Source organism: Pseudomonas cannabina, assembly GCF_900100365.1.
Lineage (GTDB): Bacteria > Pseudomonadota > Gammaproteobacteria > Pseudomonadales > Pseudomonadaceae > Aquipseudomonas > Aquipseudomonas cannabina.
In genome coordinates this window covers 1,908,974-1,926,736 of record NZ_FNKU01000001.1, presented here as the reverse complement: position 1 = coordinate 1,926,736, position 17,763 = coordinate 1,908,974, and the positions used below count along the sequence as shown (strand labels likewise).

The 17,763-nt window shown below is 59.2% G+C and carries 13 protein-coding genes and 1 pseudogene; 5 read left to right on the top strand and 9 right to left on the bottom strand.

Translation table 11 applies throughout. The features are described 5' to 3' along the window. Positions 1-17: 17 nt before the first annotated feature. The 7 genes and pseudogenes from xylB to BLT55_RS08910 form a co-directional block, all read right to left on the bottom strand. The gene (gene xylB, locus BLT55_RS08940) at positions 18-1,502 is read right to left on the bottom strand and encodes a xylulokinase (RefSeq protein WP_055001151.1); all 1,485 of its coding nucleotides are present in this window, start codon (positions 1,500-1,502) and stop codon (positions 18-20) included. Between the two features lie 10 nt (positions 1,503-1,512). Continuing rightward, positions 1,513-2,994, bottom strand: a complete 1,482-nt coding sequence (locus BLT55_RS08935; protein ID WP_055001157.1) for a mannitol dehydrogenase family protein — start codon at positions 2,992-2,994, stop codon at positions 1,513-1,515. Positions 2,995-3,027: 33 nt separating this feature from the next. Beyond that, positions 3,028-4,134, bottom strand: a complete 1,107-nt coding sequence (locus BLT55_RS08930; RefSeq protein WP_055001152.1) for an ABC transporter ATP-binding protein — start codon at positions 4,132-4,134, stop codon at positions 3,028-3,030. A gap of 30 nt (positions 4,135-4,164) precedes the next feature. Then, the gene (locus BLT55_RS08925; RefSeq protein WP_055001153.1) at positions 4,165-4,998 is read right to left on the bottom strand and encodes a carbohydrate ABC transporter permease; all 834 of its coding nucleotides are present in this window, start codon (positions 4,996-4,998) and stop codon (positions 4,165-4,167) included. A 10-nt stretch (positions 4,999-5,008) separates the two neighbouring features. After that, positions 5,009-5,941, bottom strand: a complete 933-nt coding sequence (locus BLT55_RS08920; RefSeq protein WP_055001154.1) for a carbohydrate ABC transporter permease — start codon at positions 5,939-5,941, stop codon at positions 5,009-5,011. A gap of 85 nt (positions 5,942-6,026) precedes the next feature. Beyond that, positions 6,027-7,349 (bottom strand): annotated as a pseudogene (locus BLT55_RS08915) (ABC transporter substrate-binding protein). A gap of 241 nt (positions 7,350-7,590) precedes the next feature. Beyond that, the gene (locus tag BLT55_RS08910; RefSeq protein WP_007251808.1) at positions 7,591-8,496 is read right to left on the bottom strand and encodes an AraC family transcriptional regulator; all 906 of its coding nucleotides are present in this window, start codon (positions 8,494-8,496) and stop codon (positions 7,591-7,593) included. Positions 8,497-8,627: 131 nt separating this feature from the next. Between BLT55_RS08910 and cobF the strand changes: the two genes are divergently transcribed. After that, on the top strand, positions 8,628-9,398 hold the full coding sequence (gene cobF, locus BLT55_RS08905) for a precorrin-6A synthase (deacetylating) (protein ID WP_055001158.1): 771 nt from the start codon (positions 8,628-8,630) through the stop codon (positions 9,396-9,398). On the opposite strand, the gene BLT55_RS08900 is transcribed toward cobF, so the two are convergent. Together BLT55_RS08900 and BLT55_RS08895 are read right to left on the bottom strand one after the other, a co-directional pair. After that, positions 9,395-10,711 (bottom strand): glycosyltransferase, encoded by a 1,317-nt coding sequence (locus tag BLT55_RS08900; RefSeq protein WP_055001155.1) that lies wholly within the window; start codon positions 10,709-10,711, stop codon positions 9,395-9,397. The two genes, cobF and BLT55_RS08900, sit on opposite strands and share 4 nt — an antisense overlap. Continuing rightward, positions 10,704-11,063, bottom strand: coding sequence for a response regulator (locus BLT55_RS08895; RefSeq protein WP_055001156.1), 360 nt, complete (start codon positions 11,061-11,063; stop codon positions 10,704-10,706). Before BLT55_RS08895 ends, BLT55_RS08900 begins: the two co-directional genes overlap by 8 nt. A gap of 436 nt (positions 11,064-11,499) precedes the next feature. Here BLT55_RS08895 and BLT55_RS08890 point away from each other — a divergent pair, with 436 nt between their 5' ends. The 4 genes from BLT55_RS08890 to BLT55_RS08875 are packed head-to-tail and all read left to right on the top strand — an operon-like array spanning position 11,500 to position 17,660. Beyond that, on the top strand, positions 11,500-15,003 hold the full coding sequence (locus BLT55_RS08890; RefSeq protein WP_055000020.1) for a response regulator: 3,504 nt from the start codon (positions 11,500-11,502) through the stop codon (positions 15,001-15,003). 49 nt (positions 15,004-15,052) lie between these two features. Beyond that, the gene (locus BLT55_RS08885) at positions 15,053-15,874 is read left to right on the top strand and encodes a CheR family methyltransferase (protein ID WP_055000021.1); all 822 of its coding nucleotides are present in this window, start codon (positions 15,053-15,055) and stop codon (positions 15,872-15,874) included. Beyond that, positions 15,871-16,485: a chemotaxis protein CheB gene (locus tag BLT55_RS08880; RefSeq protein ID WP_055000022.1), complete on the top strand. Its 615-nt coding sequence runs from the start codon at positions 15,871-15,873 to the stop codon at positions 16,483-16,485. The genes BLT55_RS08885 and BLT55_RS08880 overlap by 4 nt, the downstream gene beginning before the upstream one ends. Beyond that, positions 16,479-17,660, top strand: coding sequence for a hybrid sensor histidine kinase/response regulator (locus BLT55_RS08875; RefSeq protein ID WP_055000023.1), 1,182 nt, complete (start codon positions 16,479-16,481; stop codon positions 17,658-17,660). The genes BLT55_RS08880 and BLT55_RS08875 overlap by 7 nt, the downstream gene beginning before the upstream one ends. Positions 17,661-17,763: the final 103 nt, after the last annotated feature.

Here is a 17,763-nt window from a genome sequence, read left to right as displayed (position 1 = left end):
CGGGTTCAAACTTCGCGTTATTGTGCCTGATGTAGCTGTGCCTGATAGCGCTGGTAGACCTGCTGATAAGCCTCCACATTCTGCCTGACCGGACGGGTTTCGCTGCCCTGATCGAGACTGACGCAACGGTCGCAGAGTTGTTGCAGGCTTAGCGTCCCGCCAGTGCTCTTCGCGACGCACCAGGCCGCCTGGATCGCCGCACCCAGCGCTGCGGCCTCTGAATGATCGGTACAGATCACCGGCGTGTCCATGATGTCGGCAACGATCTGCCGCCACACCGGGCTTTTCGAGCCGCCACCGATCAGCCGGATTTTCTCGCTTCTGATACCGCTGTCCCGCAGCAGGTCGAGCCCGTAACGCAGCCCGAATGTAGTGCCCTCGACGACCGCCCGGCTGAGGTTGGCCTGCGTCAGGTTGGTGCTGTCCAGCCCGATGATGCTGCCGGTGGCGTCGGGCAGGGCGGGCACGCGTTCACCGTTGAGGAAGGGCAGCATCAGCACGCCTTCAGCACCAATGGGCGACTGAGCGACCGCCTGATTGAAGCCCTTGATATCCAGCGCGAACAGCTCGCGAATGGCCGAAGTCGCATTGGTCAGGTTCATGGTGCAGATCAGCGGCAGCCAGCCGCCTGTCGATGAGCAGAACGTCGCCACCGACTCATGCTCGCTGACCCGTGCCTCATCGGCATAGGCATATACCGTGCCCGACGAGCCGAGGCTCATGGTGATCAGCCCCGGCTGAATATTGCCGGTGCCGATTGCGCCCATCATGTTGTCGCCGCCACCGCTGGACACCCGCGCGGCAGGGTTCAGGCCCAGCAGCGCGGCGATTTCGGGAAGCAGCGTGCCAACCGGCGCGTCGGCTTTCAGCAAGTCCGGCAACGCCTTGCCCAGTCTGCCGCTCGGGTCGATGTGGGCCAGCAGTGGCAGGTCCCACTCGCGGCTGCGAACGTTGAAATAGCCGGTGCCCGATGCGTCGCCGTATTCCGTGCAGGCGCGCCCGGTCAGCCAGTAATTAAGGTAATCATGCGGCAGCAGCACCTTGTCGATACGTTCGAACACCTGCGGGTGCTGCTCTTTGGTCCACAGCAGTTTGGACACGGTATAGCCCGGCGCGATAACCAGACCCAGGCGCTGCAAAGAGCCCTGTGCGCCGCCCAGATAATCCAGCAGACGCTGGTTTTCCGGGGCCGATTCGGTGTCGCACCAGAGTTTCGCCGGGCGCAGTACCTGGCCCTGATCGTCAAGCAGCACCAGCCCGTGCTGCTGGCCGGAAACGCCAATGCCCTGAATTTGTTGCCCGGAGACGTCAGCCAGCGCCAACGCTTCGCGGACCGCCTGCTGCAGCGCATTCAGCCATTGCTGCACGTCTTGCTCGCGGCGACCGTTGTGGTCGCTGATCAGGCTATGCGGCGCCGAACCTTCGCCCAGCACCTTGCCGTTTTCGGCATCCAGTACCAGCGCTTTGCTGCCTTGGGTCCCGCAATCTATGCCAAGAAACATGGCGTGTCCCTCAGAGGCTTTTGGCCAGCAGTTTTTCCAGTGTGCCACTCACACCCAGTTCGCGTAGATCACGGAGGTTCTGCTCGAAGGCCGCGACGAACTCGGCGGAGTGTGGAATAGCCAGGCCGAAGATCTCTTCGACGTCCAGCAAACGCTCGGTAATCAGTGCGTCATCAGCCACCAGTGCCTGACAGAACTCCGCGCGCGGGTCGGGAATGGTGTAGACCGCGCCCTTTTCGTCGACGCCCTTCAGGTACAGCGCCCAGGCCGCGACGACCAGCGAAGCGCGCTCGAGATTGCCCTGATCGACGATCAGCCGGTTGATGGTCGGAATGGTGAATTTCGGGAATTTTGACGAGCCGTCCGAACAGACCCGCTCCAACTGGTCGGCAATCGCCTGATTGGAGAAACGCTTGATCAGCGTGTCCTTGTAATCGTCCAGATCGATACCTGGCACCGAAACCAGTTGCGGGGTGACATCCAGGTCCATGTAGGCGCGGATGTAACGCACGAACAGCGGGTCGTTCATGGTCTCGTGCACAAAACGATAGCCCTTCAGAAAGCCCAGGTAGGTCAGGGCCAGATGGCTGCCATTGAGCAGCTTGATCTTCATCTCTTCGTAGGGCGTGACGTCGTCGGTGAACTGCACGCCGACGTGTTCCCAGGCAGGGCGGCCGCTGACGAATTTGTCTTCCAGCACCCATTGCACGAAGGGTTCACAAACCACCGGCCAGGCGTCGTCGATGTGCTTGTCGGCGGCTAACTGCTGACGATGGGCTGTGCTGGTCATTGGCGTGATGCGATCGACCATGGCATTGGGGAATGTGACGTTGGCAGCGATCCAGTCGTGCAGCGCAGCGTCGCGCAGGGCGGCGAAGGTCAGCAGCGCCTTGCGCGCCACTGCACCGTTGTGCGGCAGGTTATCGCAGGACATGACAGTAAACGCCAGCGTACCTTCGTCACGGCGACGCGCCAGCGCTGCGCAGAGGAAACCGAATACGGTTTTTGGCTGTTGCGGGTTGGCCAGGTCGTGCTGGATCTGCGGCAGGTGGGCCATGAACTGGCCGTTGCTGTCGTCGATGCAATAGCCGCCTTCGGTGATGGTCAGCGAGACGATGCGAATCTCTGGGCTGGACAGCGTATCGATCAGCGCCTGCGGGCTGTCTTCGGCCAGCAACATGCCGCTGATCGAGGCAATGATGCGGGTTTTGGTGTCCGGTGTATCGCCCAGTTCGTAGAGCGTGTACAGGTAATCCTGTTCGGCCAGGGCATCGCGCACGGCGCGGTCTTCAGGTCGCAGGCCGACCCCGCAGATGCTCCAGTCCAGGCCTTCGCCGCTGTTCATCAGCGCATCGGTGTAAAACGCCTGATGTGCACGATGGAAACCACCGACCCCTATGTGGGCAATGCCCTGACGAGTGTTGTCGACGGCGTAGGCGGGCAGGGCGATATCAGCGTCCAGCTGTGACAGATTGTTTTTGTTCAGCTTGATGTGTTGAGCGGACATGACAGGGTTCTCCGGGACTCAGGCAGCGACTGTCTGCAAGGCTTTGGCGATCACCAGACCTTGTGCGTTGAACAAGTGGCAATGGGCGCTATCCAGATGCAGGTTCAGCGTTTCGCCGTACTGACTGGCCAGATCGCCACGGATACGCAGGGTCAGCGGCTCACCGGAGCGGGTCCGCACGTGGCAATACGTATCACTGCCCAGGCGTTCGCTGACATCGGCGATGACCTGCAACTGGCAATCGCCGTCCTGCGCCAGGTTCAGGTGTTCCGGACGAATGCCCAGGGTGACCGCGTCACCGACACTTCGCCCTGCGCCGTTGACCGGCAGGTTGATGCGCGTGCCGGCGTCCAGTTCGACTTCGCACTCTGCGCCGCTCACCCGGCTGATCTTGCCTTTGAGGAAGCCCATTTTCGGCGTGCCGAGAAAACCGGCGACGAACAGGTTGGCCGGGTGGTGATACAGCTCCAGCGGAGAGCCGACCTGCTCGACCTTGCCGCCATTGAGCACCACCACTTTGTCGGCCAGCGTCATGGCTTCGACCTGATCGTGGGTGACGTAGATCATCGTCGCCTGCAACTCCTTGTGCAGCCGTGAGAGTTCGAGTCGGGTCTGTACGCGCAACGCGGCATCGAGGTTGGACAACGGTTCGTCGAACAGGAAGATTTTCGGGTTGCGCACGATGGCCCGGCCAATCGCCACACGCTGGCGCTGCCCGCCGGACAGTTGCTTGGGCTTGCGCTCCAGCAGCGGGCCGAGTTCCAGAATGCGCGCGGCCTCATCAACTTTCTTCTTGATCTCGGCCTTGTCGCCACCGGCCAGGTCCAGTGCAAACGACAGGTTCTTACCGACCGTCATATGCGGATACAGCGCGTAGGTCTGAAACACCATCGCCAGATCGCGTTTGGCCGGGGTGACCTGAGTGATGTCGCGGCCATCGAGTTCGATGGTGCCGGAGGTGACTTCCTCGAGCCCGGCGATCAGCCGCAGCAGGGTGGACTTGCCGCAGCCTGACGGGCCGACGAAAACCACGAATTCCCGGTCTTTCACGTCCAGATCGATGCCCTTGATGATCTGATGACCGTCAAAGCCTTTTTGCAGGTTTCTGATGCTGAGGTTAGCCATGGTGAACTCCTTTTTATTCTCTGGGCCGGGCTATTTGACAGCGCCGAACGACAGGCCGCGAACCAGTTGTTTCTGACTGATCCAGCCGAAAATCAGGATGGGTGCGCACGCCAGGGTTGACACCGCTGACAGCTTGGCCCAGAACAACCCTTCGGGGCTGGAGTAGGAAGCGATCAGGGCGGTCAGCGGCGCGGCGGCGGACGAAGTGAGGTTCAATGACCAGAACGCCTCGTTCCAGCACAGAATCAGTGACAGCAGCGCGGTGGACGCCAGGCCGCCCTTGCAGATCGGCATCAGTACCCGAAAGATCTCTTGGCGGGTGCTGGCCCCGTCCAGTCGCGACGCTTCGAGGATTTCACCGGGAATATCCTTGAAGTAGGTGTAGATCATCCAGACCACGATCGGCAGGTTGATCAGCGTGTAGATGATGATCAGCGCCAGCCGCGAATCCAGCAGGCCGAAGGTCTTGGCCAGCAGGTAGATCGGCATCAGCACGCCCACGGGTGGCAGCATTTTGGTCGAGAGCATCCACAGCAGCGTGCTTTTGGTGCGTTTGGTCTCGAAGAACGCCATGGAGTAAGCCGCCGGGATGGCGATCAACATGGCCAGAGCGGTGGCGCTGAAGGAAATCAGCACCGAGTTCCAGGCGAAGTGAAAGTAATCGCTGCGCTCCTGAATGTGCAGGTAGTTCTCCAGCGTCGGCGTGAAGAGCAGTTGCGGCGGCGTGGCGAAGGCGTCGATCTCGGTTTTGAAGCTGGTCAGCACCATCCAGAAGATCGGGAAGAACACCACCGCGGCGATAATCCAGGACAGGGTTCCGAGCAGCAGGCTTTGCAGGCGGCGTGATTGCTTGAGGGTCATCATGGCAAGGTCCTCATGACTTGTCGGTGAGGTTTTTGCCTATCATCCGGATCAGGATGATCGCCGCGATGTTGGCAATGACCACGGCGATAAGACCGCCCGCCGAGGCCATGCCGACGTCGAACTGCAGCAGCGCCTGGATGTAGATCAGGTACGCGAGGTTGGTCGAGGCAAAACCCGGCCCGCCATTGGTGGTGGTAAAGATTTCAGCGAACACCGAGAGCAGGAAGATCGTCTCGATCATCACCACGACCGCGATAGGGCGAGCCAGATGCGGCAGGGTCAGGTGCCAGAAGATCGCAATGGGACCGGCACCGTCCAGGCGCGCTGCTTCCTTCTGCTCCTGATCCAGCGACTGCATGGCGGTCATCAGGATCAGAATGGCGAACGGCAGCCATTGCCAGGACACAATGATAATGATCGACAGCATCGGATAATGCGCGAACCAGTCGATCGGCTCGGCACCGAAGAACTTCCATACCGCAGCCAGCACGCCGGACACCGGGTGAAAGATCAGGTTTTTCCAGATCAGGGCGCTGACCGTCGGCATGATGAAGAACGGCGAGATCAGCAGGACGCGCACGATGCCGCGACCAAAGAACTCGCTGGCCTCGAGCAGCGCCGAAATCAGCACGCCGAGGATCACACTGATCGCCAGCACACTGCCGACCAGCAACAGGGTGTTGCCGGCGCCGGGCAAAAAGCCGCTGTCGGTGACGAAGTACTGAAAGTTCTCCAGCCCGACGAACTCGTTTTCGCCAGGCGACAGCAGGTTGTAACGAATCAGCGAAAAATAAATGGTCATGCCCAGCGGCACGATCATCCAGATCAGCAGCAACGCAACGGAGGGGCTGACCAGAAACCAGCCCGGTTTGAATCGATGTTGCTTGAGTGGGGGCTGATCGCCGGACAGGTCCGTGCGTTCAGGGATGGCTGAGGTCTTCATGGGTGGCTCCGAACCGGATTGCACGAGGTGATGCACAAGTGGGCGACAGGACGCAAGCCGCAGCCTGCGCCCTGATGCCGGGCGTTTACTTCTTCGGGTAACCCGCGCGTTTCATGTCCCGCTCGGTAGCGGTTTGTGCATTTGCCAGGGCTTTTTCAACCGTGGCCTAGCCGATCAGTGCGGCCGAGAACTGCTGGCCGACACTGGTACCGATGGCCTGGAACTCAGGGATGGTGACCAGTTGAATCCCGACATAAGGCACGGGTTTGAGCGTTGGCGCCTTGGGATTGGCCACCTTCAGCGATTCCAGGGTGATGTTGGCAAACGGTGCGGCTTTCTTGTACTCGTCGGTGTAGGTCGAGGCGCGGGTGCCCGGCGGTACGTTGGACACGCCGTCGGTATCTGCGACCAGCCTGGCGTACTCTTTCGAGGTCGCCCACTGAGTGAACTCGGCAGCATCTTTTGCATTCTTGGCGCTGGTCGGGATCGCCAGCGACCACGAATACAGCCAGGAAGAGCCCTTGTCGGTCACCTCATGCGGTGCGTAGGTAAAGCCTACGTTGTCAGCCACTTTGCTTTGCTTCTTGTCGGTGACGAACGAGCCGGCGACGCTGGCGTCTACCCAGATCGCGCACTTGCCGCTGTTGAACAGCGCAAGGTTTTCGTTGAAGCCGTTGCTCGAGGCGCCCGGCGGGCCGGATTGTTTCAGGGTGTTGACGTAGTAATTCAGCGCGTCCTTCCACTCCGGCTGATCGAACTGTGGTTTCCACTGCTCATCGAACCAGCGTCCACCGTAGGCGTTGGCCAGCGTGGTAATCAGCGCCATGTTCTCGCCCCAGCCGACCTAGCCGCGCAGGCAGAGGCCGTACTGTTCCTTGGACTTGTCGGTCAGTTTGCCGGCGAACTCGGCAATCTGTGTCCAGGTCGGGCGTTCCGGCATGGTCAGACCGGCTGTCTTGAACAGGTCGGTGCGGTAATAGGTGATCGACGCTTCGGCGTAGAACGGCAGGGCGAACAGCTTGCCATCGACTGACAGACCGTCGCGCACCGACGGGAAGACGTCGTCCAGCGCGTAACTGGCCGGCAAGTCCTTCATCTCCTGCAACCAGCCTTTCTGGCCCCAGAGTGAAGCTTCGTACATGCCGATGGTCAGCACGTCGAACTGACCGCCTTTGGTGGCGATGTCGGTGGTCAGACGCTGACGCAGAACGTTCTCTTCCAGCACCACCCAGTTGAGCTTGATGTCAGGGTGCTGTTCTTCAAAGGTTTTGGAGAGGCGCTGCATGCGGATCATGTCGCTGTTATTGACCGTGGCGATGGTCACGGTTCCGGCCTTGGCACTGCCACTGAACACGAAACAGGTACTGAGGACGGAACTGGCGAGCAGAAGTTTTGCTGAGGTTTTCATTGATCACTCCTCTTCCACGCCCAGTGAGCAGTAGAAGGCTGGTTATTGTTTTTTTCTCTTCCGGAGGTGAGGAAGATGTGCACTGATTACAACGGCGTTCGGGCTGAAAGACAAATCCTGCACCGCACTCCGACTGATACTATTTTGCACACGCGAATTGAGCGGCAATGCCGCGCAATCGCCCTCGGGCACGCTTTGAGGCTATGGCAGCGTAGACGAAGATCGCGCGGCGAGGGGCAAATCAGTACAGGTTTTGTTCGGTCAGACGCTGCACGGCGAGGCGGCGATAGTGCGAGGGTGTCATGCCCTTGAGCTGCTGAAAGCGCCGGTTGAAGTTGGAAATGTTGTTGAAACCCGACTCGAAACACACGTCAGTCACGGGTTTGTCGCCATCGGCCAGCAGCTCACAGGACTTGCTGATACGCAACCGGTTGACGAACTCCACGAAGCAGCGCCCGGTGGCCTGTTTGAACACCCTGGAAAAGTAGGTCGGCTTCATGCCCAGATAGTCCGCGACTTCCTCCAGTGGCAGTTCGCGGCTGTAATGGGCAAAAATGTAGTCCACGGCGCGGTTGGTGCGGTCGACACTGTGTTCGTCTGCGGTGTGCGCGACAGCCGTGCCTGACAGCAACTGGTAGTCGTCGCTGGCCGCCAGCAACTCGAGCAGAATGAAAAAGTGCCCCAGGCGCGTGACGCCGCTTGAATCAGCGATCTTCTGCATCTGCTTCATTGCCTGGCGAATCGTGCGCTTGCAGCGGAATTCGATACCGTAGCGGGCGCGCTCCAGCAGTGGCGTGAGGGTTCTGAGCTCGGCAAACACCTGATTGCCGCTGTCCAGCAATTCATCGGTAAAGTTGACCAGCATGTCGCGCTTGGGCACCACCTGACCTTCGTCGACCTGGCTGATCCAGTTGTGCGGCAGGTTCGGGCCGGTGAGAAACAGGCTGGCAGGGTTGAAATTACCGATGTAGTCGCCGACAAAGACTTTGCCGGAACTGGCGACAATCAGGTGCAGCTCGTATTCCTTGTGGAAATGCCAGCGTACCAGCGGACAGGGGAAGCCGTGCTCACGATAGATGATCGACAGGCCGTTGTGGTCGTCCATCAGCTCGTAGGAAGGGTCTGCAATTCTTGTTGTTTTATTCATGGCGTCGTCATGTTCAGCAAGTGCCAGGGCCATAATGTGCCTGATTTTTTACATCAATGCGCAATCGTCAGCCAACTATCGCCTGCGATCAGGCGTTCGCCATGATTCGCCACACGGGAGTGTACCGCTCGATGAAACAGATTCTGCTGATCGGCATGGGCGCCGGTGACCCCGAGCAGATTACCGTGCAGGCGATCAACGCCCTGAATCGCGCCGAGGTGATTTTCGTGCTCGACAAGGGCTATGTCGACGACCAGTTGCTGCAACTGCGCAAGGCTGTTTGCGAGCGATATATCATTCATCAGCATTACCGGATCGTGCAGGTTCAGGACCCTCGGCGCGAAAACGATTCAGCGCATTACGCACGGGGCATCGAGCACTGGCATGAGCAACGCGCAGTGTTATTCGAACGGCTGATCGGTGATGAGCTGAACGAGCAGCAAGTCGGCGCATTTCTGGTATGGGGCGATCCGTCGTTGTACGACAGCACGCTGCGTATTCTGGACCGGGTGCTGGCGCGGGGCAGGGAGACGCTCGACTATCAGGTGATCCCCGGCATTACCAGCGTCCAGGCGTTGGTAGCCCAGCATCGGATACCGCTCAACCGGATTGGCGAGTCGATCCATATCACCACTGGCCGACGCCTGGCGGCAATGAGCGATGACCTGCCAGAGAACGTGCCAGACAATGTGGTGGTGATGCTCGACGCGCATTGCAGCTTCGAGCGGTACGTCGGGCAGGGGCTGGATATCTATTGGGGCGCCTACCTGGGCACGCCTGACGAAATACTGGTCGCTGGCAAGCTCGACGATGTCTGTGAGCCGATCAAGCGGCTGCGGGCCGAAGCACGCAGCCGCAAGGGCTGGATCATGGATACGTACCTGTTGCGTAAGCCGGTCTAGCTGTTTTCATCCTTGTGGCGATTCTTGGCTTCGATCCATTGCGCCATGTATTTGGTGCTTTTGTGATGGTGATGCCGAAGCATGGCGCCGGTGAAGTTGGCCAATCGATGGGCTGGCAGGTTGCTGCGCAGCGCCTCGATGCGCTCGATCAGGCTGGCACTGTGCTGCTGGTGCCGGTAGCGTGCCTGCAACAGTACCCAGCCGGCGCGTTGCGCTTCCAGCCACGCCCTGCGATCGCGGTAGAGCTTGACGGCCGACGCGGCGATCTGCGCCGGTTCGCTGGCGATCAGCCCCGGCCATGGCAGCCCGCCACTCATGGCTTCCGCACCCATGGGCGTGGTCACTGACGGGGTGCCGCACAGCATGGCGTCCATCAGTTTGCCCTTGATGCCTGCGCCGAAGCGCAACGGGGCCAGGCAGACGCGTGCTTGCGACATGACCTGCAATGCGTCTTCGGCCCACTGCATGATGTGGAAACCCTGCGCGGCATTGTGCAGCGCAGTGGCCTTGGGCGGCGTGTAAGCCCCGTAGATGTGCAGTTGCGCGTCGGGCAGTTGGTGCCTGATCAGCGGCCAGATGGCGGTTTTCATCCAGAGCACGGCGTCCCAGTTGGGCGCGTGGCGGAAATTGCCGATGCTCAGAAAGTGTGCGCGCTCATCGAATGGCCTGGCGTTGTCAGGCACGCCGTCGATCATCAGCGGGCACCAGTGCAGCAACGATTCCGGCAGCCCGAACTGAGCGGTCAGCAAGTCGATCTCCACGTCTGAGGTCATCAGGTTGAGGTCGCAGCGATACAGCGAAGCGACCTCGCGCTGTGCCAGGTCGCTGGCGGCGATCTGCCGGAACAACTCGGCGTTGGACGATTCGAAAAGACCGTTCAGATCGTCGGGCCGCTCTTTGAGCATCTGATGCCGGGCATGACGCAGGCTCTGGAAATCCGAAGTCTCCAGAATGCGCAGGGCGTCCGGGCATTGCTGTTCGACGCGCCAGCCGAACTGCTCTTCGATCATGAACTGATCGAACAGCACCACGTGGGGCTGCAACCCGGCGACAAAGGTGTCGAACGAGCCGCTGTTGAGGGCTATTCGAACTTCCTGAATGCCCAGGCTGACCAGATCGGCGCGGTGCTCGCCTTCCGTGGCCGGGCTGGCGAACGTAATCTGCCAGTCGTGCTCGAGAAAGCACTGGATCAGCTGCATCATGTGCCCGCTGGCGGCAGACGAGCGCGGCTCGGGCCAGACATAGCCGATGATCAGCAACCGGTTTTTTGTGTCTTCGCGGGGAAGGGCAGAGGCAGCGTCGAGACTAGACAAGAATGCTTTTTACCTTGTCGCGCAACTGGTCGATGGAGAATGGCTTGCCAATGGAGTGCATGCCGGGCGGAACGTCGATGTTCTCGGAATAGCCGCTGGCAAACAGGACCGGCAGCTCCGGGCGCAGCTCGATGACCTTTCTGGCCAGCGCAGTGCCCTTCATGTCGGGCAGCCCCTGATCGGTCATCAGCAGATCGATGCGATTGCCGGAATCCATCACCAGCTTCAGGGCGGAGGTGGCATCTTCGGCCTCGAGCACGGTGTATTCCAGCTCTTCGAGCACGTCGACAATCAGCATGCGCACAATGGTGTCGTCCTCGACCACAAGAATGGTGCTCGCTGCGTCCGGCATGGTTGACTCCTTAAAGCCTTGAATGGGGTTGGAACTGAACCAGCGCTGAGTGTCTGGCATTCTGCTCTGTTGGCTCCGCATGACCGAGCCTGTTCTGTACGCGATCATTACAGTCTATGTATCAGTAAGTAAAAACGCCAAGGAAGTTCAATCGTTGAACAAATACCGGGAATCGTGGCGACAATTCACGGTCCATGCGTCACGCACATGGAGGGTCGCGAGCTTATCGCCGATTTATGTGTGAAATTTCAATCCTCTAAGGAGGCGCTGATTTATTCGATTTTTCGTCCCTGCAACGCTCTGGAGGCCTTGATTTATCTGGGGGCAACAGCTGGGTTTTAGAATAAATCAGCGTCTCCCTAAGTGAGAAATGAGAGTGTTTTTCGCAGGTTTGCGGCAAACTCTGTCGTTTTGATCCATTTGCCAGGGATATTTCATGAATCGGACGTCTGTCGTCGACGAGCAGCGCTTTCGCAAGTTACTGGGACGTAACGTAGGCTTGCCATTGGGTGTGGGAGTGCTGAGCGCAGTCTTCTTCATTGTGTTGATCAGTTATCTGCTGTCGGCAATACAGTGGGTCGAGCACACAGACCGGGTCATTAATAACACCAACCGCTCGATGAAGCTCTCCATCGACATGGAAACCGGCATGCGCGGTTTTCTGCTGACCGGCGATCAGCACTTCCTTGACCCCTACGAGGTGGCCAAGCCTTTGCTCGCAGCCGAACTGGAGGGTCTGAAGAAGCTGGTGGAAGACAACCCGACGCAACAGGACCGATTCCGGCGTCTGACCACCCTGCAGCAGGAGTGGAACGCGTTTGCTCAGGAGATGATCGATCTACGGCGCAACAATGGCGACTTCCAGACGCCCGTGCTGGCCGGGCGCGGCAAGCGCATCACCGATCAGATCCGCACCGAGTATGAGCAAGCGGTGGAAATGGAGCAGCAACTTCGCCTGACCCGTAACGCCGAGGTCACGCGCAGCACGGTGCTGTCGGTTTCGCTGTACCTGATCTTCGTGGTGATTGTCAGCGGTATCCTGGCTTATATAGGCCGCAGAGACTTGCTGTCGCTGTCGAACACCTACAGTGAAAACCTCCGGTTGCAGGAAATCAACGCCGAGCGTCTGCAGAAAGTCGCCTGGCTGCGCAATGGTCAGAGCGAGCTGGCGGAGCAGGTGCTTGGGCAACTGACCCTCAACATGCTCGGCAATCATATATTGCAGTTTCTGACCCGCTACCTCGGCGCTTCGGTGGCTGCCGTTTACATCCGGCAGGAGCATGGCGGTCTGGCGCGCGTGGCGTCCTACGGGTTTTCCCGCGAGCAGGAACAGCAGGCGCAGATCATCCATAGCGATGAGGGCATTGTCGGTCAGGCTGCGCGCCAGAAACGGATCATCACCCTCGACGAATTGCCGGAAAGCTATTTCAAGGTGGCCTCCGGTCTCGGTGAGGGATCACCCCGCAGCGTGATCGTGGTGCCGACCAGCAACGACGATCAGATCAACGGGGTTATCGAACTGGGCTTTTTGCGGCCCTTGACCGAGCAGGACGTCGAGTTTCTCGAACTGGTGTCCGACAACGTCGGCACCTCCATCGAAGCCGCTCGTTATCGCCAGCGTTTGCAGGAAGTGCTCGCCGAAACCCAGCAGCTCAACGAAGAATTGCAGGTGCAGCAAGAAGAGTTGCGCACCGCTAACGAAGAACTGGAAGAGCAGTCGCGTATTCTCAAGGAATCGCAGGCGCACCTGGAAACCCAGCAGGCCGAACTGGAACAGACCAATGAGCAACTAGCCGAACAAAGCAAGGCTCTGGCTGAACAGCGCGACGCGCTGGACCGTAAAAACGAAGAGTTGAATATGGCTCAGGCGGAATTGCAGGCCCGGGCAGACGAGCTGCAACGCTCCAGCAAGTACAAATCCGAATTTCTCGCCAACATGTCTCACGAATTGCGCACGCCGCTCAACAGTTCGTTGATTCTCGCCAAATTGCTGGCCGAGAACCCTAAAGAGAACCTGACGGCCGAGCAGGTCAAGTTCGCCGAATCGATCTATTCGGCAGGCAACGACCTGTTGAACCTGATCAACGACATTCTGGACATCTCCAAAGTCGAAGCCGGCAAGCTTGAAGTGCGCCCGGAAAACAGCAGCGTGCCGCGCCTCGTCGAAGGCTTGCGCACCTTGTTCCAGCCGTTGGCCACCGAGAAGAAACTGGCGTTCACCGTCGATATACAGGCGGGCGCGCCGACCATGCTGTTCACCGACCGCCAGCGCCTGGAGCAGATTCTCAAGAACCTGCTGTCCAACGCGATCAAGTTCACCGAAGCGGGCGCGGTCAGCATGATCGTCTCCCGGCAGCCGGGCGCGGGCATCGTGTTCAGCGTGCGCGACTCGGGGATCGGCATCGCGCCAGAGCATCAGCAGGGCATTTTCGAGGCATTTCGTCAGGCCGACGGGACGACCAATCGGCGTTATGGCGGCACCGGGCTGGGCCTGTCGATTTCCCGGGATCTGGCGGCATTGCTGGGCGGATCGATCAGTGTCACCAGTGCGCCAGGGCAGGGCAGCATCTTCACGCTGGTGCTGCCGGAGCACTACACCGAGCACGGCGCTCCCGAGTCTGTTATCGCCCCGGCAATCGCTGCCCCCATCGCTTCGCGTCTGCCTGTTCCCGCTGCACCGGCCATTCAGCCGCCCGCACCGGTCGAGCCCGCGGCGCCGGTATTTGCCGATGACCGCGACAAGGCACCGTTCGAGCGGCGCTGCATTCTGGTCATCGAAGACGAAGTGCGATTCGCGCAGATCCTGTTCGATCTGGCCCATGAACTGGGTTACGACTGTCTGGTTGCGCACGCTGCCGATGACGGCTTCAACCTTGCCGCGCGCTATACGCCTGACGCCATTCTGCTCGACATGCGCCTGCCGGATCACTCCGGCCTGACCGTGTTGCAGCGCCTCAAGGAACTGGCGCCGACCCGGCACATCCCGGTGCATGTCATTTCGGTCGAGGACCGTCAGGAAGCGGCACTGCACATGGGCGCCATCGGCTACGCCGTCAAGCCGACCACCCGCGAAGAACTCAAGGATGTGTTTGCCAAGCTGGAAGCCAAACTGACCCAGAAGGTCAAGCGCATCCTGCTGGTCGAGGACGACGCGTTGCAGCGTGACAGCATCGCGCGGCTGATCGGCGACGATGACATTGAAATCACCGCGGTAGGCTTTGCACAGGAAGCGCTGGACCTGCTGCGCGACCACGTTTACGACTGCATGATCATCGACCTCAAGCTGCCGGACATGCTCGGTAACGAGTTGCTCAAGCGCATGTCGACGGAAGATATCTGTTCCTTCCCGCCGGTCATTGTCTACACCGGGCGCAACATGACCCGCGATGAAGAGACCGAGCTGATGAAATATTCGCGCTCGATCATCATCAAGGGTGCACGCTCGCCCGAGCGGCTGCTGGACGAAGTCACGCTGTTTCTGCACAAGGTCGAATCGCAACTCTCCAACGAGCGGCAGAAGATGCTCAAGACCGCACGCAGCCGGGACAAGGTATTCGAAGCGCGCAAGATACTGGTGGTCGACGACGATGTGCGCAATATCTTCGCCCTGACCAGTGCGCTTGAGCATAAGGGCGCCGTGGTGGAAATCGCCCGAAACGGGTTCGAAGCGATTGCCAGGCTCAACGAGGTCGAGGATATCGATCTGGTGCTGATGGACGTGATGATGCCCGAGATGGACGGTTATGAAGCCACCGTCGAGATCCGCAAGGACCCGCGCTGGCGCAAGTTGCCGATCATTGCGGTGACCGCCAAGGCCATGAAAGACGACCAGGAACGCTGCCTGCAAGCCGGTTCCAACGATTACCTCGCCAAACCTATCGATCTGGATCGCCTGTTTTCGCTGATTCGTGTCTGGCTGCCGAAAATGGAGCGTATCTGAATGAATGCCGCCATGCCGGGCTGCATTCGTGACAGCGCGGAGTGTCCCCATGCAGCTTGATCGAAGCGTCGATATCGAACTGCGCCTGCTGATCGAGGCGATCTACCTCAAGTACAGTTACGACTTTCGCGATTATTCCGGCGCGTCAGTCAAGCGGCGGGTGATGCATGCCTTGCGTCAGTTTGAATGCAGCACCATTTCTGCCTTGCAGGAGCGTGTGCTTCACGATCCGGCGGCGTTCATGCAGATGTTGCAGATTCTCACCATCCCGGTCAGCGAAATGTTTCGCGACCCTGCGCACTTTCTGGCGATTCGCACCGAAGTCGTGCCATTGCTGCGCACGTATCCGTCGATCAAGGTCTGGATCGCCGGGTGCAGTACGGGAGAAGAGGTTTACTCCATGGCCATTTTGCTGCGCGAAGAAGGTCTGCTGGAGAAGGCCATCATTTACGCCACCGATATCAACCCTTACTCGCTGGAAAAGGCCAAGCAGGGCATTTTCTCCATGGAAAACCTGCGGACCTATACCGAGAACTACCGCAACTCCGGCGGCCAGCGCAATTTCGCCGATTACTACACCTCAGCCTACGATTACGCGATTTTCGACAAGACCCTTCGCGAGAATGTGACCTTTGCCGATCACAGCCTGGCGACGGACAGTGTATTCTCCGAAACACAATTTATTTCTTGTCGTAACGTGTTGATTTATTTCAATAAAAAATTGCAGGAACGCGCCTTTGGACTGTTTCACGAGTCCTTGAGCCATCGTGGTTTTCTGGCGCTGGGCAGCAAGGAGACGCTCGACTTTTCCGCTTACGGCGGTGCGTTCGAGACATTGATCAAGCCTGAGCGGATCTACCGCAAGTTATGAAAACCCATTTCGACGCTGATTCGCCCGTTAACGATTTGCCCATTGTCGATGCGATTGTCGTCGGTGCCTCGGCCGGCGGGGTTGAAGCGTTGCTGAGAATATTCAGTGCGCTGCGACCCGGTTTCAGTTTGCCGGTATTGACGGTGCTGCATTTGCCGGATGATCGACGCAGCCAGCTGGCCCACGTGTTCCAGAATCGCTTGCAGATGCCCGTCAAGGAAGCCGATGACAAGGAGGATATCGTGCCCGGTACGCTTTATTTTGCCCCTTCGAGCTATCACCTTTCGGTGGAGTCGGATCGCAGCCTGTCGTTGAGTCAGGAGGACCGCGTGTTTTACTCGCGTCCGAGCATCGACATCCTCTTCGATTCGGCGGCGGACGCCTACGGCTCGCGGCTGGCAGGCGTGCTGCTGACCGGCGCCAATAATGATGGTGCGCGAGGTTTGCTGCAGATCAGGAAACACGGTGGTTTCACGGTAATCCAGGACCCTTTGCAAGCCCAGGCGTCGACTATGCCCGAGGCCGCTCTGGCGCTGCACTCGCCGGATTACCTTCTTTCTTTGACTGATATTGGCCGATTGCTGGTCGAGCTGGAACGAACCGCATGTTAAGTGAAATTCAGGCCAAGCTGCTCATCGTCGACGACCTGCCGGAAAACCTGCTGGCCCTCGAGGCATTGATCAAGCGCGAGGATCGAATCGTCTTCAAGGCCCTCTCGGCTGACGAAGCGCTGTCGCTACTGTTGCAGCACGAATTCGCGCTGGCCATTCTCGATGTGCAGATGCCCGGCATGAACGGCTTCGAGCTGGCCGAAATGATGCGCAGCACGGAAAAAACCAAAAACATCCCGATCGTCTTCGTCAGTGCTGCCGGCCGAGAGCTGAATTACGCGTTCAAAGGCTACGAAAGCGGTGCGGTGGATTTTCTGCACAAGCCGCTGGATATTCATGCGGTGAAGAGCAAGGTCAATGTCTTCGTCGATCTGTACCGACAGCGCAAGGCCATGAAACTCCAGGTTGAAGAGCTAGAGCGCAGTCGCCAGGAGCAAGAGCTGCTGCTCATGCGCCTGCAGTCCACGCAGGGCGAGCTGGAGCACGCCATCCGCATGCGTGATGACTTCATGTCGATCGTCTCGCATGAGGTACGCACGCCGCTGAACGGGCTGATTCTGGAAACCCAGTTGCGCAAGCTGCACCTGGCCAAGGATAACGCCGGCGCGTTCACCATGGAAAAGCTGCGGGCCATGGTCGACCGCGACGAGCGACAGATCCAGAGCCTGATCCGGCTGATCGAAGACATGCTCGACGTTTCAAGAATTCGCACCGGTAAATTGTCGATCAGGCCGAGCCCGTTTGACTTGAGCGAGCTGGTCAGCCAGTTGCTGGAAAGCTTCGCTGCGCAGATTGCCGCTGCCAACTCCAGCATCACGCTGTTTGCTGACGAGCCGGTCATTGGTGTCTGGGACGAGTTTCGCATCGAGCAGGTGGTGGCCAACCTGCTGACCAATGCGTTGCGTTACGGGGCACGCAAGCCTGTCGAGGTGCGGGTGTTTGGCAAGGATGGCCATGCCTGCATCGAGGTCACGGATCAAGGCATCGGCATCACGCCTGAAAACCAGAAGCGTATTTTCCAGCAGTTCGAACGCGTCACGACCAACCACGCAGTCGCCGGACTGGGGCTCGGATTGTTTATTTCCGAGCAGATCGTGATGGCACACGGTGGGCGCATCGAGGTTGAAAGCGAGGAGGGTGTGGGCTCTACGTTCCGCATTCGTCTGCCGCTGTAGCACCTTGTTGCAGCGGTGGGCCAATGGCAATCAAGTTTAATCGCACACAGGCGCAACCTCCCATAACGGCCGTGGTCGTAATGGCAGCTATTTATAAGATCGA

What these genes read in the sequence shown, in the direction of transcription:
- xylB (WP_055001151.1), bottom strand. Translation starts at nt 1,502, where the DNA reads ATGTTTCTTGGCATAGATTGCGGGACCCAAGGCAGCAAAGCGCTGGTA.
- BLT55_RS08930 (WP_055001152.1), bottom strand. Translation starts at nt 4,134, where the DNA reads ATGGCTAACCTCAGCATCAGAAACCTGCAAAAAGGCTTTGACGGTCAT.
- BLT55_RS08925 (WP_055001153.1), bottom strand. Translation starts at nt 4,998, where the DNA reads ATGATGACCCTCAAGCAATCACGCCGCCTGCAAAGCCTGCTGCTCGGA.
- BLT55_RS08920 (WP_055001154.1), bottom strand. Translation starts at nt 5,941, where the DNA reads ATGAAGACCTCAGCCATCCCTGAACGCACGGACCTGTCCGGCGATCAG.
- BLT55_RS08910 (WP_007251808.1), bottom strand. Translation starts at nt 8,496, where the DNA reads ATGAATAAAACAACAAGAATTGCAGACCCTTCCTACGAGCTGATGGAC.
- cobF (WP_055001158.1), top strand. Translation starts at nt 8,628, where the DNA reads ATGAAACAGATTCTGCTGATCGGCATGGGCGCCGGTGACCCCGAGCAG.
- BLT55_RS08895 (WP_055001156.1), bottom strand. Translation starts at nt 11,063, where the DNA reads ATGCCGGACGCAGCGAGCACCATTCTTGTGGTCGAGGACGACACCATT.
- BLT55_RS08890 (WP_055000020.1), top strand. Translation starts at nt 11,500, where the DNA reads ATGAATCGGACGTCTGTCGTCGACGAGCAGCGCTTTCGCAAGTTACTG.
- BLT55_RS08885 (WP_055000021.1), top strand. Translation starts at nt 15,053, where the DNA reads ATGCAGCTTGATCGAAGCGTCGATATCGAACTGCGCCTGCTGATCGAG.
- BLT55_RS08880 (WP_055000022.1), top strand. Translation starts at nt 15,871, where the DNA reads ATGAAAACCCATTTCGACGCTGATTCGCCCGTTAACGATTTGCCCATT.
- BLT55_RS08875 (WP_055000023.1), top strand. Translation starts at nt 16,479, where the DNA reads ATGTTAAGTGAAATTCAGGCCAAGCTGCTCATCGTCGACGACCTGCCG.